At 59.8% G+C, this 15,005-nt stretch carries 10 protein-coding genes; 8 read left to right on the forward strand and 2 right to left on the reverse strand.

Going from position 1 to position 15,005, the window contains the following annotated elements:
• Position 1: 1 nt before the first annotated feature.
• The 7 genes from J3362_RS11420 (at position 2) to J3362_RS11450 (ending at position 12,345) form a co-directional block, all read left to right on the forward strand.
• Entirely contained in the window at positions 2 to 7,597 is a 7,596-nt protein-coding gene (locus J3362_RS11420; protein WP_349519822.1) for an Hpt domain-containing protein, read from the forward strand.
• Positions 7,597 to 8,649, forward strand: a complete 1,053-nt coding sequence (locus J3362_RS11425; RefSeq protein WP_349519824.1) for a chemotaxis protein CheB — start codon at positions 7,597 to 7,599, stop codon at positions 8,647 to 8,649. Before J3362_RS11420 ends, J3362_RS11425 begins: the two co-directional genes overlap by 1 nt.
• Positions 8,650 to 8,660: 11 nt before the next feature.
• A complete protein-coding gene (locus J3362_RS11430; RefSeq protein WP_008172769.1) occupies positions 8,661 to 9,122 on the forward strand; it encodes a chemotaxis protein CheW in 462 nt (153 codons plus the stop codon).
• A 73-nt stretch (positions 9,123 to 9,195) separates the two neighbouring features.
• Complete coding sequence (locus J3362_RS11435; RefSeq protein ID WP_349519827.1) at positions 9,196 to 9,687, forward strand: Fur family transcriptional regulator; 492 nt, start codon at positions 9,196 to 9,198, stop codon at positions 9,685 to 9,687.
• Positions 9,680 to 10,447: a zinc ABC transporter ATP-binding protein ZnuC gene (znuC, locus tag J3362_RS11440; protein ID WP_349519828.1), complete on the forward strand. Its 768-nt coding sequence runs from the start codon at positions 9,680 to 9,682 to the stop codon at positions 10,445 to 10,447. The genes J3362_RS11435 and znuC overlap by 8 nt, the downstream gene beginning before the upstream one ends.
• Complete coding sequence (znuB, locus tag J3362_RS11445) at positions 10,434 to 11,246, forward strand: zinc ABC transporter permease subunit ZnuB (RefSeq protein WP_349519830.1); 813 nt, start codon at positions 10,434 to 10,436, stop codon at positions 11,244 to 11,246. The genes znuC and znuB overlap by 14 nt, the downstream gene beginning before the upstream one ends.
• A gap of 91 nt (positions 11,247 to 11,337) precedes the next feature.
• Complete coding sequence (locus tag J3362_RS11450) at positions 11,338 to 12,345, forward strand: PAS domain-containing protein (RefSeq protein WP_349519832.1); 1,008 nt, start codon at positions 11,338 to 11,340, stop codon at positions 12,343 to 12,345.
• Here the strand turns inward: J3362_RS11450 and J3362_RS11455 are convergent.
• Complete coding sequence (locus tag J3362_RS11455) at positions 12,342 to 12,590, reverse strand: CDGSH iron-sulfur domain-containing protein (protein ID WP_349519833.1); 249 nt, start codon at positions 12,588 to 12,590, stop codon at positions 12,342 to 12,344. The genes J3362_RS11450 and J3362_RS11455 overlap by 4 nt on opposite strands.
• A 63-nt stretch (positions 12,591 to 12,653) precedes the next feature.
• Positions 12,654 to 13,736, reverse strand: a complete 1,083-nt coding sequence (locus tag J3362_RS11460) for a patatin-like phospholipase family protein (protein WP_349519835.1) — start codon at positions 13,734 to 13,736, stop codon at positions 12,654 to 12,656.
• A 195-nt stretch (positions 13,737 to 13,931) separates the two neighbouring features.
• Here J3362_RS11460 and J3362_RS11465 point away from each other — a divergent pair, with 195 nt between their 5' ends.
• Complete coding sequence (locus J3362_RS11465) at positions 13,932 to 14,999, forward strand: GGDEF domain-containing protein (protein WP_014578682.1); 1,068 nt, start codon at positions 13,932 to 13,934, stop codon at positions 14,997 to 14,999.
• Positions 15,000 to 15,005 lie beyond the last annotated feature (6 nt).

The following is a 15,005-nucleotide window of genomic DNA, read 5'->3' on the forward strand; positions in this document are numbered from 1 at the left end:
TATGGGCAATCACCATGACAGCATCGCCCTCGACTGGGTTCGGGGAGAGATACAGGACACGCTGACCCAGGGTCAGCATGCACTGGAAGCGTATGTCGAGAATCGTGACGACACCGCGCGCCTGCGCTTCTGCCTGAATTATCTCCATCAGGTACATGGCACCCTGCAAATGGTCGAGCTCTATGGTGCAGCCCTGCTCACCGAGGAGATGGAAAAGCTCACCCAGGCCGTACTCAACGAGACCGTTGCCAATACCGACGAAGCCGTTGAAGTCCTGATGCAGGCCATCCTGCAGTTGCCCCAGTACCTCGAGCATCTGGCCAGCAGCCAGGACGATTTCCCGATGGTGCTGCTGCCACTACTGAACGACCTTCGGGCCGCCCGTGGCGAATCCCTGCTGTCTGATACCTCGCTGTTCAAACCGGACCTGGCCCCCTCGCGAATTACCGTGACCGGGAAGGTCTCCCAGCGCCTGCAGGATCCAACAGTCCTGGGCCATATCCGTAAGCTACGCCAGATGTACCAGTTCGCGCTGGCCGGTGTCATCCGGGAAGCAGATCTCGATGCCCATTTCGAGTACATGCAGAAGGTCATTCAACGGCTGATGCGTTTATGCCAGAAAACGCCCCGGGGCGAGCTCTGGAAAGCAGCCAGTGCGTTCGTGGAAACACTTCAGGCACACGTGAATCCGGTGAATGCGGCGGTCAAATCCCTGCTCAGGGAGCTGGACAGTGAAATACGACGGCTCACCGACGAGCACGCGGATATCCTTCAGCAACCGGCACCGGAAGCGCTGCTCAAACACCTGCTCTACTACGTTGCCCGTGCGCGAGATCTGGATTCCCCCCAGGTCAGTGCCCTGAGAGATGCCTACCAGCTGAATCAGGCACTGCCGTCGGAAGACGATGTTGATGCCGCCCGAACCAGAGTGTCCGGCCCCGGCCGCGACGCCATTCATTCCGTTGTCGGCGCGCTCAATGAAGAGCTGGCGAAACTGAAGGATCAGCTGGATCTGTTTGTCCGCTCAGAACTCCGCCAGAACAGTGAGCTTGACGACCTGTTGCCTGGTCTGCGTCAGGTGGCCAATACCCTGGCTGTACTGGGTCTGGGCATACCACGGAAAGTGATCACCGAGCAGGTTGAACTGGTTGAGAAACTCAGCGCCCAGGCAGAGCTGGTTGACGATGGCACGCTGATGGATATCGCCGGCGCACTGCTTTACGTCGAAGCCAGTCTTGCCGGTCTGGACAGTGAAGGTCAGCAGGAGTCATCCGCAGACGAAACCTCCGATGCACCGATTAACCTGGGCTCCCGGGAACTGGGCGAGGCCAGCGGCGCGCTGCTGCGGGAATCGCGGAACACCCTGGAACAGGTGAAATCCGCCATCGTCAATTTTATTGCCTCGCAATGGGATACCCGGGAAATCGAGCATGTTCCCGGCCTGCTGCACAGCATTCGCGGTGGCCTCAGCCTGATCCCGCTGGACCGGGTTGCAAGCATGCTGGCCTCGGCAGAACGCTACATCAGCGATGTTCTGCTGGACGGCAAGCAGGTTCCTGACTGGAAGCAGCTCGACATCCTGGCCGATGCGGTTACCAGCATCGAGTATTACCTGGAGCGCCTCGCTGAAGGGATTGGCGAAAACGATTCGATTCTGCGGGTTGCCGAGGACAGTCTCGCTTCCCTCGGCTTCCCGGTCGGGGCTGAGCCCACCTGGACGGAAACCACGGCCCAGGAAGAGCCCGTCGCTGAACCGTCTTACGAGCAGGATGAAGCCAGCGTTTCGGCCGCGCCGGAAGAAACCAAAAGCTCGGACACGGAGCTCCTGGACGATGAGATTCTCGGCATTTTCGTTGAGGAAGCCGAAGAGGTTCTCGAGACCATTCATGAATTCTATCCCCGTCTGCGCCAGAGTCACGACGACCGTGAGGCTCTGACCGAAGTTCGTCGTGCTTTCCATACGCTCAAGGGCAGCGGACGTCTGGTTGGCGCGACCAGTATCGGCGAGCTGGCATGGTCTGTGGAAAACCTGCTGAACCGGGTGATCGATCAGACCATTCGCCCCACCGAAGACATGTTTACCCTGGTGGACGAGGTCAATGCCCGCATTCCGTCACTGATCCGTGAATTCAAGGACGGCCAGACCGCAGGCGACGTGGACGAGCTCATCAACCGGGCCGAAGCCATGGCAACCACCCGTCGCACCGACGACGATGCCGTGACGGTGCCGGAAACTCCCGAGGTCGAAGACACAGTCGTCGACCCGGGAGAAAAAGAGCAGGACATCGCGGCATCCGTTGATGAAGAAGCCGCCGCTGAGGCCGTGTTGGATGAATCCGCCGAAGACGATGACCTGATTGACGATGAAATACTTGAAATATTCGTCGAAGAAGCCGGTGAGGTGCTGGACACCATTCGCGAATACCTGCCGATGCTTCTGCGCCAGCACGATGACCGCAGCGCCCTGTCGGAAGTTCGCCGTGCCTTCCACACGCTGAAAGGCAGTGGCCGTATGGTCGGCGCGTTGGTTGTTGGCGAATTGGCCTGGTCCGTGGAAAACATGCTGAACCGCGTTATCGACGGCAGCATCTTCATGAACGATGACATCGCCAGTCTTCTGGAAGATGTCACCGCCAGCCTGCCGGCCCTGGTCGAAGATTTTGAGAAGCGCCGTGCGGCTTCCTTCGATACCGCCCACCTGGAAGCCCGCGCCAACGCCCTGGCCAGCGGTGAGATTCCCGATGCCAGCATGATGCCGGCGGCCGAATCGGACGGCTCCGAAGCCGTAGCCGAAGGTGAGACCACCACTTCAGGCGCAGAGACCGAGACGGCTGAAGAGGATGCGGTCGACCCGGTATTGCTGGATATTTTTGAAAGTGAAACCGAGACCCATCTGCAGACCCTGAAGGATTTCCTGTCAGCAGCCGGAGACAAGACCACGGTTACCTACACCGATGATCTCTCCCGGGCCCTGCATACCCTCAAAGGCAGTGCCCATACCGCCGGCATTGCTCCCATTGCAGCTGTGATCACACCACTGGAACGCTTCGTCAAGGAATCCCGGGCACAAAACAAGCGGGCAAACCGCGACGTGCTTTCGCTGATCGAATCTGCCTGCGATTTCCTGACTCAGGGGCTGGCCCAGATCCGTGAGAACCCGCAGGCCTCGCTGCCGGGCACCGAAGCTTTCCTCGAGAAACTGGACCAACTGACGGATGAGACACTCCGCGGCCACAGCGAGGAAGCCCCGCGTCAGCATCCGCAGCAGGCTCCATCACGGCTGGTTCAACTGTTCCTGAACGAAGGCCTCGACATTGTTCTGGATGCTGACCGGATTCTCGACCACTGGGCGGACAACCCCGGCGAAATGGAGTCGTTGAACCCGTTGCGTTCCGAGCTCGAACAGTTGACCTCTGGCGCCTCAGAAGCCGGACTTGGCGACGTTGCCGCACTCTCGGGCGCCCTGAAAGACAGCTATGACGACGCCGCCAGACACAATGAAGCGCCGGATGAAGCCTTTTTCGAGACCGTTCGGGCAGCTCACGAACAGCTGATCAACATGATGGATCAGGTGGCCGCCGGGCTTGCCACGGAATCCAGCGACGACATGGTTACCGCGCTCGAAAACCTGAAACGGGCCCCGAGCACAGAAAACGAGGAACCCGACGCCTTCGAGCAGGAATTCACCGGTGAACTCGAGGAAATCGATCTCAGCTTTGAGATGGATGAAACCGAAGTACCGGCAAATGAAGAGCCAACGGCGACCGAACAACCGCCGCTTCCGGAAATGTCCGAATCCGATGACGACATGGACGAGGAGCTTGCGGAGATCTTCCTGGAAGAGGCCCGCGACCTCATCGACAGCACCGCTGATGCGCTGCAGAGCTGGAGCGAAAATACCGGAAATCTGGATATCCTTCGTTTGCTGCAGCGGGATCTGCATACCCTTAAGGGTGGTGCACGCCTGGCCGACATTCCTGCCGTCGGCGATCTCTCCCACGAGTTGGAAAACCTGTTTGAGGGACTGACCGAGCAACGGCTATCGATCAATGATGAGCTTTCAGACCTGCTGTTCCGCTGCCATGACCGGCTTGCGGGCATGGTCGAAAATCTGGAAGCCAAGGAGCCGCCGCGCCCTGCGCCGGATCTGATTGGCGAAATCCAGGCGTACATGGACAGCGCCACCGGAACACGCCCGGTCACCAATGTTGCGAGCCCTGAAGAGGAAGCGGAACCGGATTTCAACGATGAAGAACAGGCCCCGCTCCCGGAGGTCGAGGAACCCGTCGATTCCGATCCTGAAACCGCGGAAACCGGCGAGGTGGAAGACGGTGTTGCGGATCTCTCGCACCTGGATCCGGAGCTGGTCGGCATTTTCCTGGAAGAAGCCTACGACCTGATCAACTCTACCGGCAGCGCCCTGCACACCTGGACCGAAGACCCGTCGGACCGGAGCATTGCCGCGGAACTGCAGCGGGATGTCCACACGCTCAAGGGTGGCGCCCGGATGGCTGGCGTGGAGCCCATTGGCGACCTGACCCACGTGCTCGAAGACCTGTTCGAAAAGGTTGCAGAGGGTCAGCTGGAAGCCAGCGACGCCATGAACGACCTATTGTTTGCCTGCCATGACCGGCTGGCGCAAATGGTCGAGCAGGTGGCGACCCAGAAGCCCTGCCCACCGGCGGAGGAGCTGGTCGCTCGCGTCCAATCCATCCTTCGGGGCGAATCGGCGTGGTCCGATGATCGTGAGCAAGAGCCGGAACAGCCGGCAGAGGCCGAAAGCGCAGAGGCGCCTCCCAAGGTGTCAGCAGAAGCCCCCGACCTCAGCGAGACTCTGACACAGGCCAGTGATGACGATCTTATCGGCATCTTCCTGGACGAAGGGCTGGAAATCTACGACGCCATTAGCGAGTGTCTGGATCAGTGGCGTGACGAACCGGAAGAACTGACCGGCCTGACCCAGCTTCAGCAGGAGCTGCACACTCTCAAGGGCGGTGCACGGCTTTCTGACGTTGATCCCATTGCCAACCTGGCAGAGGCTTGGTCAGACGCCCTGGATCCGCTGATTTCCGGCTCCAATAACCAGAAGACTCTGCTTAGCCTCAGCGATCGGGCACTCGGCAGCCTAAAGACCATGCTCAACAGCCTGGAAGATGGCAGCAAGCCCGAACCGGATACCGGGCTTATTGAAGACTTCCAGGCAGCCCACGAGGTTGCCACCGAAGAAACCGCAGCCCCCCGTGAAGAATCGGAACAGGAAGCGATCGATCCTGAAGTACTGGAAATCTTCCTGGAGGAAGCCGGTGAAATCATGGATCAGCTCGAGCAGCTGCTTGATGACTGGCGCAAGGAGCCGGCAAACCACAACTTCAACCAGGAAGCCCAGCGTGCATTGCATACGCTGAAAGGCGGTGCGCGCCTGTCCCAGCTGACTCAGCTTGGCGACAGGGCTCACGCCTTTGAGACCCGCCTGATTGACCTTGGCGGCAATCCCCCGGATGAGTCCCAGTGGCAGGCCATTACCGAAGATCACGACGCCATCATCGCCCTGGTTGCCGACATCCGTAAGGGCTATGAGTCCGGCATGGGTGTGCCTTCGGCAAAGGCCGAACAGCCGGCGCCAGCCCCGGCCGCGCCGGAACCGAAAAAGCCTGAAGAGCCGACGCTTCCCGCCAAGGCAGAAAAACCGGTAGCACCGGCACCCAAGCCCGGAAAATCGCCGGCCAAGGTTCGCAAACAAGCAGTCGAGGCACAGCGGGCGGCACAGGAGACCATTCGGGTGTCCGCGCCGCTGCTGGATGAGCTGGTCAACCTGGCGGGTGAAACCAGTATTACCCGTGGCCGGCTTGAACAGCAGACCAGTGATTTTGGTCATACCCTGGACGAAATGGCCGCCACCATCGAGCGTCTGCGTGAGCAGCTGCGCCGGATGGAAATCGAGACCGAAGCCCAGATCCTGTTCAGTGCCGAGAAAGAACACGGGCCGGATTACGGCGACGACTTCGACCCGCTGGAGATGGACCGCTACTCCTCTATCCAGCAACTGTCCCGGGCTCTGACCGAGTCCTCCTCGGACCTTGCAGACCTGCGGGAAACCCTGTCTGACCGGGTACGGGACACCGAAACCCTCCTGGTGCAGCAGTCCCGGATCAACACGGAGCTCCAGGAAGGTCTGATGAAGACCCGGATGATTCCGTTCGCCTCCATGGTGCCCCGCCTGCGGCGCATCGTTCGCCAGATCAGCGGCGAACTGGGCAAGAAAGTCGACTTCGATGTCCGTAACGCCGAAGGCGAAATGGATCGGAACATCCTCGAGCGTATGATCGCGCCCCTGGAACACATGCTCCGGAACGCACTGGACCACGGCATCGAAAGCCCGTCGGACCGCAAGCAAGCCGGCAAGCCGGAAACCGGCGAAGTCACTCTGTCATTGACGCGTGAAGGCGGCGACGTTGTCCTGAGGATGATCGACGATGGCGCGGGCATTCCCTCTTCGGTCATTCGCGACAAAGCGATCCGGCAGGGCATGCTGCGGGAAGACGAGGACCTGTCCGAGCGGGAAATCCTGCAGTTTATCCTGCAGCCCGGCTTCTCCACCGCCCAGCAGGTGACCCAGATTTCCGGCCGCGGCGTGGGCATGGACGTGGTTGCCAGCGAGATCAAACAGCTCGGTGGCAGCCTGGATATCGATTCTGCCGTTGGCCGCGGGACTACCTTCACGGTTCGCCTGCCGTTCACAGTTTCCGTCAACCGGGCGCTGATGGTGTCCACCGGCGAGGATTTCTACGCAATCCCGCTGAACACCATCGAGGGTATTGTCCGGGTCAGCACCTACGAGCTTGAGGAATACTACAAGCCGGATGCGCCGATGTACGAATACGCCGGCCAGGAATACCGGCTCCAGTATCTGGGCAGCCTGCTGAACAGCGATCACCATCCGAAGCTGCAGGGCCAGGCCCTGCCGCTGCCGGTGATCCTGGTGCGCGGCGCCGAGCAGCCCATGGCCCTGCAGGTGGACAACCTGATGGGCAGCCGGGAGATCGTTGTTAAATCTCTTGGCCCTCAATTCAGTTCGGTACGCGGTGTGTCCGGTGCCACCATTCTGGGTGACGGTAACGTGGTGGTGATTCTCGACCTGCCTGCGATGATCCGTTCCGACATCCTGTCCGAGCGCCAGCGACTGGCCAATCTCGAGAAAGCCCGCGAGTCTGCCCGCTATGAGGAACAGGCTACCGTGGTCATGGTGGTGGACGACTCTGTTACAGTACGGAAGGTTACCTCACGACTGCTGGAGCGTAACGGCATGGAAGTCATCACTGCCAAAGACGGCCTGGACGCGGTCGCGCAACTGCAGGATCACAAACCGGATATCATCCTGCTGGATATTGAAATGCCGCGGATGGATGGTTTTGAGGTTGCCAGCTTTGTGCGCCATGACGACAACCTGCGGGAAACCCCGATCTGCATGATCACCTCCCGGACCGGCGAAAAACACCGCGAACGCGCGCTGGCCATTGGTGTGAACGAGTATCTCGGCAAGCCGTTCCAGGAAACCGAGTTGCTTGAGACTATTGAGCGGCTGACCGGACGTCAGTGATGGCCGGCCTGACTGGCCGGCCACGGGTCGGGATCGTCTCGGATGTGGTTCTGCAGCGACACCGACTGCAGGCCGCGACATCGAAGTTCGGTCTGGAGGTGCGTTTTTCCGGAGATCCGGACCGGTTGCTGGGCTACCCGGAATTCCCGGATGCCAGCCTCTGGCTGGTCACCCTCGAAGACGAGGCCGATCACCCGTTATTGTTCGATCACCTGCTTGAAAATACCGACGTACCGGTACTGTTCGGCCTGGATGAAGCACCCAAGCCAGGAAGTACAGAGTATTTTCGCTGGGAACGACGTTTACTGGGCAAGCTCGAGCAGCAACTGGGGCACCTGGAAGAGCTGGACTCAGAAGCCACTCTGGCAGAACTGGAGCAGGAAACGCCGCCACCAACGCCATCGCCGGGCCTGCCTCACTGGATTCCGCCTGCAGTACCCGGTTCGGTGGCCGAGGAAGTCTGGATTCTTGGCGCTTCACTGGGAGGGCCGGCGGCGGTTAAGACGTTTCTGGATCACCTGCCGCCGAATCTGCCCGTGGGCTTCATCTATGCCCAGCACATAGATGGGAACTTCACCGAGGTTCTTACACGGGTACTGGGTCGCCACGCCCACTATCAGCTCAAGCGGGCCGACGAAGGCTACCGGGTCAAGAATGGTGATGTCGTGCTGATGCCGGTGGAGCACGAATGGAAGCTGAACGAGCAGGGTGCCCTGACGGAAACCAGCAATGCCTGGCCGGGGCCCTATGGCCCCTCTATCGATCAGGTCCTGCTTAACGTAGCGGATCATTACGGCCAGCGCTGTCATGCTATTCTTTTTTCCGGCATGGGTAATGATGGCGCTATTGCAGCGCCTTTACTGAAAGCCTACGGTAGCCGGATCTGGGTCCAGGAGAGCACAAGCTGCGGCAACAGCTCTATGCCCGAATCCGTCGCCGCCACCGGTTGCAGTGGTTTCTGTGGCACCCCGGAGCAGCTGGCACGGGAACTGGTAAAAACCATCGAAGAATCCTGCCTGCTCAAGAGCCGGCAGAAACGGGACTCCGCCTGAGGTAACACGCAATGAATGACAACAGCCAATCCCTCTCCTGCGTCATGATTCCCATGAGCGGACGGCAACTGTTGCTGCCCAACGTCTCGATTGCGGAAGTGGTCGACTATGCCAGCGCTGATGCCGGCGCGAACACGCCAGAATGGCTGGTTGGCTACCTTGACTGGCGGGGCCTGCAACTTCCGGTGATTTCATACGATGCGGCCAACGGCGGCGCCCTCACCGTTCCGGGCGATAATCGGGGCCGCATCGTTGTCCTCAACACCATCGGCGACCACCACAAGGAAGTCCCGTTTATGGCACTGGTTACCCAGGGCATTCCCAGCCAGGCCCGTTTGGCAGAAGACCAGGTCAGGAAGCTGGAGGGTGAACCGGGGCCGGCGGATCTGATGCAGGTCGAGGTTGAAGGTGAGCATGCCTGGATCCCGAATCTGGAATTTCTGGAATCCCTGGTTGTAAAGTCCCGACACTGACCTGTTCCACTGCCGGACATGGCAGACAGCTCTGCAAATGTTATAATGTTTCAAATTTTGCAGGATTTCGACCATGTCTGCCCGCGCTATTCCCTACCGGCCTCACAACCACGATGCCTGTGTCAGTCAGGCCCTGACTGACGCCAGGACCATTTGCCAGCGGCAGAATGCCCGACTGACGCCCATCCGGGAACGAGTGCTGGAGCTGATCTGGCAATCCCACAAACCGCTGGGCGCCTACGATGTGCTGGCGAAGCTTTCTTCCGATGGTCATAACGCTGCTCCGCCCACCGTTTACCGCGCGCTGGATTTCCTTCAGCAGCATGGCCTGGTGCACCGCATCGCGTCGCTTAACGCCTTTATCGGATGTACCCATGCGGGTGAAAGCCACACCGGCATGTTTCTGATCTGTCGCGCCTGCGGCAATGTTCTCGAACTGACCGCTCCAGAGGTGTCAACAGAAGTTCGCAAAGCCGCTTCCGGGGAAGGCTTCCGGGCTGAGACCACGACGCTTGAAATTGCCGGCCTTTGCCCCCGATGCCAGTCGGAGCCGGGCCATGACTGATCCTCTGGTCAGCCTGGAGAACCTTACTGTCCGGTTTGACGAACGCCCCGTGGTTGATCGGGTCAACCTGAAGATTCACCGTGGCGACATCATCACCATCATTGGTCCAAACGGGGCAGGCAAGACGACACTGATCAAGGCAGTACTGGGAATCCAGAAAGTGTCTGAGGGTCAGGTGTCCCTGAAAAAGAACCTGGTGATCGGGTACGTCCCACAGCATCTCACGCTCGAGGCCACACTGCCTCTGAGCGTCAAGCGCTTCATGATGCTCAGCGGCCGGTCCCTCGCGGAATGTGAGTCTGCCCTTGCCCGCACCGGCGTCGGACACCTGCTGCATGCCTCCGTGCACCACCTCTCCGGGGGGGAGAAGCAGAGGCTCTTGCTGGCTCGGGCCCTGGCCCGCAAACCGGATCTTCTGGTCCTTGATGAGCCCGCCCAGGGCGTCGACATCAATGGCCAGGCGTCATTGTATGATCTGATACGCCAGTTAAGGGATGACCTGAACTGCGGTGTTATCATGATCTCCCACGACCTGCACCTGGTCATGGCAGCAACCGACAAGGTTATCTGCCTTAACCAGCATGTCTGCTGCAGCGGTTACCCCGAGGACATCTCCCACGACCCGGCCTTCATCGAAACATTCGGTCGCCCCGTGGCAGAGTCCCTCGCGGTCTATCACCATCACCACAACCACAGCCACGATCTGCACGGAGATGTCGTTGATAGCAGACACACGGAGTGTGACCATGCCCATCATTGACGCGATTCTGGACGATTTCTTCTGGCGTGCCCTGATCGGTGGACTCGGCGTGGCCCTGGTAGCAGGGCCATTGGGCTGTTTCGTGGTCTGGCGACGAATGGCCTATTTTGGCGATACCCTGGCGCACTCGGCCCTGCTCGGCATCGCTCTTAGCTTCCTGATCAGTGTACCGCTGAACCTCGGTGTGATTATTACCTGTGTGGTGCTGGCCATGGCACTGGTACTCCTGTCACGAACCCGGACTCTGGCAACCGATACCCTGCTGGGCATACTGGCCCACAGTGCCCTGGCCATAGGCCTGGTAACGCTGAGCTTCATGCCGGATGTCCGCGTCGACCTGACCGGCCTTCTGTTCGGGGATCTGCTGGCTATGAGCCGTGAAGACCTGCTGTGGATCTACGGCGGCGCGGCACTGATCATTGTGCTGCTTGCCGTACTCTGGCAGGGGTTGCTGATGAGCACGATTCACGAAGAACTCGCCCGGGTGGAGGGCGTTGCCGTAGAGCGGCTTCGCCTGGTTCTGATGCTGATGTTCTCACTGGTCATCGCCGTAGCCATGAAAATCGTCGGCGTGCTGCTGATTACCGCACTGCTGATCATTCCTGCGGCAACCGCCAGGCGCCTGGCCCACAATCCGGAGATCATGGCGGCCATGGCAGTCGGGTTCGGGTTTGTCGCGGTCAGCGGCGGCCTGAGCCTGTCCTGGCACCTGGACACACCGGCCGGCCCTTCCGTTGTTGTCACGGCTTTTGCCGTGTTCCTGCTGGTTTACGGCGCCGCTGGCAAAGTCCGGACCTGAGCATTTCCCTCTCTTCACGAGCTGGACTAGAGTATAGGAGTAACGTCGGTCTGTTCTGAGGGTACAGACCTAGCCGCAAAGGACGCCCGGCATGGAAAGCTCGACTTCAGCCCGTTTCCGCAGACCGGTCTTATGGCCAGGAATCTGGATTCCTCTGCTTCTGGTCGCCGCCGGGCTGCTGGTAACCGGAATTACTGCAAACATTGAAGCACGTCGGGCCACGGCGCTTGCCGAAGCGCGTTATCACGCCCAGCATCAGGCCCTGGTGAATCGCCTACTGGCCAACGTACCGGACCAGTCGATGATGGGAGACAACAACCAACCCGTGTCGGCCTGGCTCCAGGCGTTGTTCAGCGACACCCTGCCGGATTCTCTCGGACTGCGCATCGACACCCTCGAACGACATACCAAGATGCCGCTGTTGGAACTGGGCACCAACGGTTCGGTGGACCCGACACGGGCGCTGCGTACCGAAGTTTCGCCAATGGATCAGAACTGGATACTCACGACCGTACCGTCTCCAGAGGGACTTGAAGCGGTCGCCCAAGCCTCCCGACGAACCGTCTGGATCGCCGGTGCAGCCCTGTCGGTGTTCGCGGCCGCCCTCACCCTGGTGCTGAACCGGCGGCTATACCGGCAAACACTTCACATTCATGGTCTGGAGCAGAGAGAAATTGGTGCTGACCATCAGATCGCCAACTTTCAGGTCGAAAAATCGATACTTCGGCGAGCACTGAACGATAGTGAGCAGCGGAGCCGGGATCTGGTGGCCCTGTCCGGAGCGGTCATATGGGAACTGGATGAAACAGCCAGGATCGGTTTTGTTTCACCGCAAATCGCCGAACTTCTGGACCAGGCACCCGCCGATCTGGTCAACCAGCCCCTGGAGGAACTTGTTGCACTGGCGTCCCGGGACAATTTCCGGCGAGCCCTGGCGGCCGCCCGCAGTGACAGTTCCATTGAACGCGTCGATCTTTCCCTGGTCCATCGTGACCAGGAGACGGAGATTCCAGTGGTACTCAGGGTTCGGGCGCTGAAAGACCCGGTTCACGGCCTCTCAGGCTTCAGGGTAAGCACCCTGCAACGAATGGCACTCTAATCGAGGGCTTTGTGACTACCGTCGCAAAGAGGGGCATTACCGGTTTGCTTGCACCCGCAGAACCACACCCACTCTTTCTTCTCCGCCTCGTATTTGATGGGGGTTATCCCGGTGCCCTTGTGGGAACCGTCACAGAATGGCTGGTTACCACTGCGGCCACAGGCACACCAGAAGTAGTTCTTGCCCGCCTCAACCATCACAGAGAAAGGTGTCTTGCTGGCGACCACCGGTTTTTTATCCGACATAACATATTCCCCGATTCGTGACTTTACTGCACCAGTATAGTCACTCTTTCGGAAGCCCTGTGTTCAGAGCGGCCTGATGACATCGGGCAGGCGCCGGGTTTCGGTGAGTTCCATAAACTCATCGCCAAGGCGATCACTCTCGGCAATCGCCGAACGCCAGGCCCGTTCCCGGCCGGCATCGTCACCGGCATAGCGCTCGAAATCCTTCCGGTCCGGGAGCTTGCGGTCAGGCAGGGACTCCAGATAGCTTCTTGATGGCGCAACCAGCAGCACGTCCTGCAACCGGGAGGCGTCGCCCCGCCGCCAGGGAAGGGACTTGTCGAACCAGCCGGGAACCACCTTATCGGTGAAATGCGGGTAGAGCACCACGCCAGGCTGCTGGTAAGGCAGATCCAGGTGGTAGTCCAGCAAACCACCGTCTCGATAGACACCCTCGGGCGCGCCGGGGATATTGCGGACACCGGACATCACCAGTGGGATAGATGCGGAGGCCAGGAGAGCAGGCAACAGGTTATCGCGGTTAAACGCAACCTCGTGGCTGGGAAAATCCACCAGTTTGGACACAGGCGCTTTCAGGCGGGCGTCATGGATGATGCCCCGCTCCATGAACCTGCCCAGATGACGACGACTGACCATGTTGGCGCTGATCGCGCCCATAAGGCCGAGCCCCAGCCGGCCCCGGGCGTCTTCCGCCAGCATGCCAAGGCTGCGAACGACCACAACGTTCAGTCGGTACCATGGGTGGTTCAGAATGGCGTCTTCCCGCCCACCGAGCAGCTCTTCCAGAAACAGCACGCTCTTGCGGCTCACTTCCGCAGCGCTGACACCCTTGGCAAAGCGTTGTGCGGTATAAAGTTCTGCCAGCCGGGCAAGCTGGGCTTTCGGGTCATCGGAGGAAGCCACCGCGGCAAAACGCCAGCTGCCGATCGACGAGCCGATCAATGATCGCTCCTGCGGAACCCTTGGCAACCAGTCACCGAAAATGGCTTTGTCCAGGCCACTTATTCCCAGAGCCTTGGGGCCACCGGCAGCACCCGGAATGACATGCACGTCCTCGGGCGACAGCGGCTTTTCCCTGAGGCGCTGCATCGCGCGCCGGCCTGCCCGGATCGTCAGAGCCGGTTCTCGGATGTGAATAGCAGTCATAGGATGGTCCCTGGGCGTGTCCCTGAATCAGTCCCGCGGAGTTTAACGAAGTGGACAAGGCGCGGCCAACTGAACAAAACTAATGGTGGTCATAAACGGCGCTATCTGCTTCATTAAATGAACGGCCATGCTAGACTTCAGGACTGTCCCGGCACCGGACGCGGGCGGATACGACTCAAACAGCGGGAGTATGCTGTGAATTTTTCGGTACCACCCTCCACCCTTGCCACCAACCCGACACTCGCGGTGCTGGGGTTCAAGCGCCAGTTGGTCTATCACCTGCATTTCTGGGCATTTATCGCCGTAGCGCCCCTGGTTCTGGTGCAATGGCAGCAATCCCATTATCTGCTTTCCGCGGTACTGGTCCTGTTCTGCACGAACGCCCTTCTGGTTATCGCATTCCTGAGGTTCCGGGGCACCTACTTCCTCAAAGGCCGTCTGTTTCCCCTGCTCGCCGTGGTCAGTGCCGCCTACTCGACACACATCAATGGCCATGCCGGCCTGTACTGGGCCTACCCAGCGGCCACGGCCCTGTTCTTTTTGCTACCGCTCAGGGAGGCGATTGGAAGCAACATTGTTTTCGTTGTCGTTATGGCCGTCGTGTCCTTTTTACGATTTCCCGAGGCCGACTTCTGGCGGATAACCTTTTCGCTGGGCCTCACGTGCCTGTTTGCCATGATTTTCGCCTGGCTGGTGGGCAAGCTTCAGCAGGAACTCACGCGACTGGCAACCACCGATCCCCTGACCGGCTGTCTGAACCGCTCGCAACTGGCCGACATCCTCAACGGTCAGATTCAGATGCGGGAACGGTATGAGCGGGTCTCCAGCCTGATTCTGCTGGACCTTGACTACTTCAAGACGATCAACGATCAGTGGGGTCATCTGGCCGGCGACAAGGTGCTCACGGAAATGGCACTGCGCCTGAGATCCCGCCTGCGCGAGAGCGATCAGCTGTTCCGGATTGGTGGTGAGGAGTTCATGATCGTGCTGCCGGAAACCCGCCAGAAAGATGCCGATGTGCTGGCGAATCAGCTTTTGACCAGCATCAGCGCACGGCCATTCCTGGAAGATATCAAGGTAACCGCCAGTGCCAGTGTCGCAGAGGTCAGCAAGGGTGAGACCTGGTCAGTCTGGCTGAACCGGGCGGACCAGGCGCTTTACGAAGCAAAATCCCGGGGTCGCAACCAGGTCGTCAACGCGGCCCGGCCGCTACCGGTTGTAGGCCGGGGTGCCGAGGATATGCCCGATTCCGCATCGGGCTGAGGAAAA

This window comes from Marinobacter sp. NFXS11 (genome assembly GCF_040148675.1).
GTDB lineage: Bacteria > Pseudomonadota > Gammaproteobacteria > Pseudomonadales > Oleiphilaceae > Marinobacter.

Excerpts from the sequence above, each read along its gene's own strand:
- J3362_RS11420 (WP_349519822.1), top strand. The coding sequence starts at position 2 with ATGGGCAATCACCATGACAGCATCGCCCTCGACTGGGTTCGGGGAGAG.
- J3362_RS11455 (WP_349519833.1), bottom strand. The coding sequence starts at position 12,590 with ATGTCGGATAAAAAACCGGTGGTCGCCAGCAAGACACCTTTCTCTGTG.
- znuB (WP_349519830.1), top strand. The coding sequence starts at position 10,434 with ATGCCCATCATTGACGCGATTCTGGACGATTTCTTCTGGCGTGCCCTG.
- J3362_RS11430 (WP_008172769.1), top strand. The coding sequence starts at position 8,661 with ATGAATGACAACAGCCAATCCCTCTCCTGCGTCATGATTCCCATGAGC.
- znuC (WP_349519828.1), top strand. The coding sequence starts at position 9,680 with ATGACTGATCCTCTGGTCAGCCTGGAGAACCTTACTGTCCGGTTTGAC.
- J3362_RS11435 (WP_349519827.1), top strand. The coding sequence starts at position 9,196 with ATGTCTGCCCGCGCTATTCCCTACCGGCCTCACAACCACGATGCCTGT.
- J3362_RS11450 (WP_349519832.1), top strand. The coding sequence starts at position 11,338 with ATGGAAAGCTCGACTTCAGCCCGTTTCCGCAGACCGGTCTTATGGCCA.
- J3362_RS11425 (WP_349519824.1), top strand. The coding sequence starts at position 7,597 with ATGGCCGGCCTGACTGGCCGGCCACGGGTCGGGATCGTCTCGGATGTG.
- J3362_RS11460 (WP_349519835.1), bottom strand. The coding sequence starts at position 13,736 with ATGACTGCTATTCACATCCGAGAACCGGCTCTGACGATCCGGGCAGGC.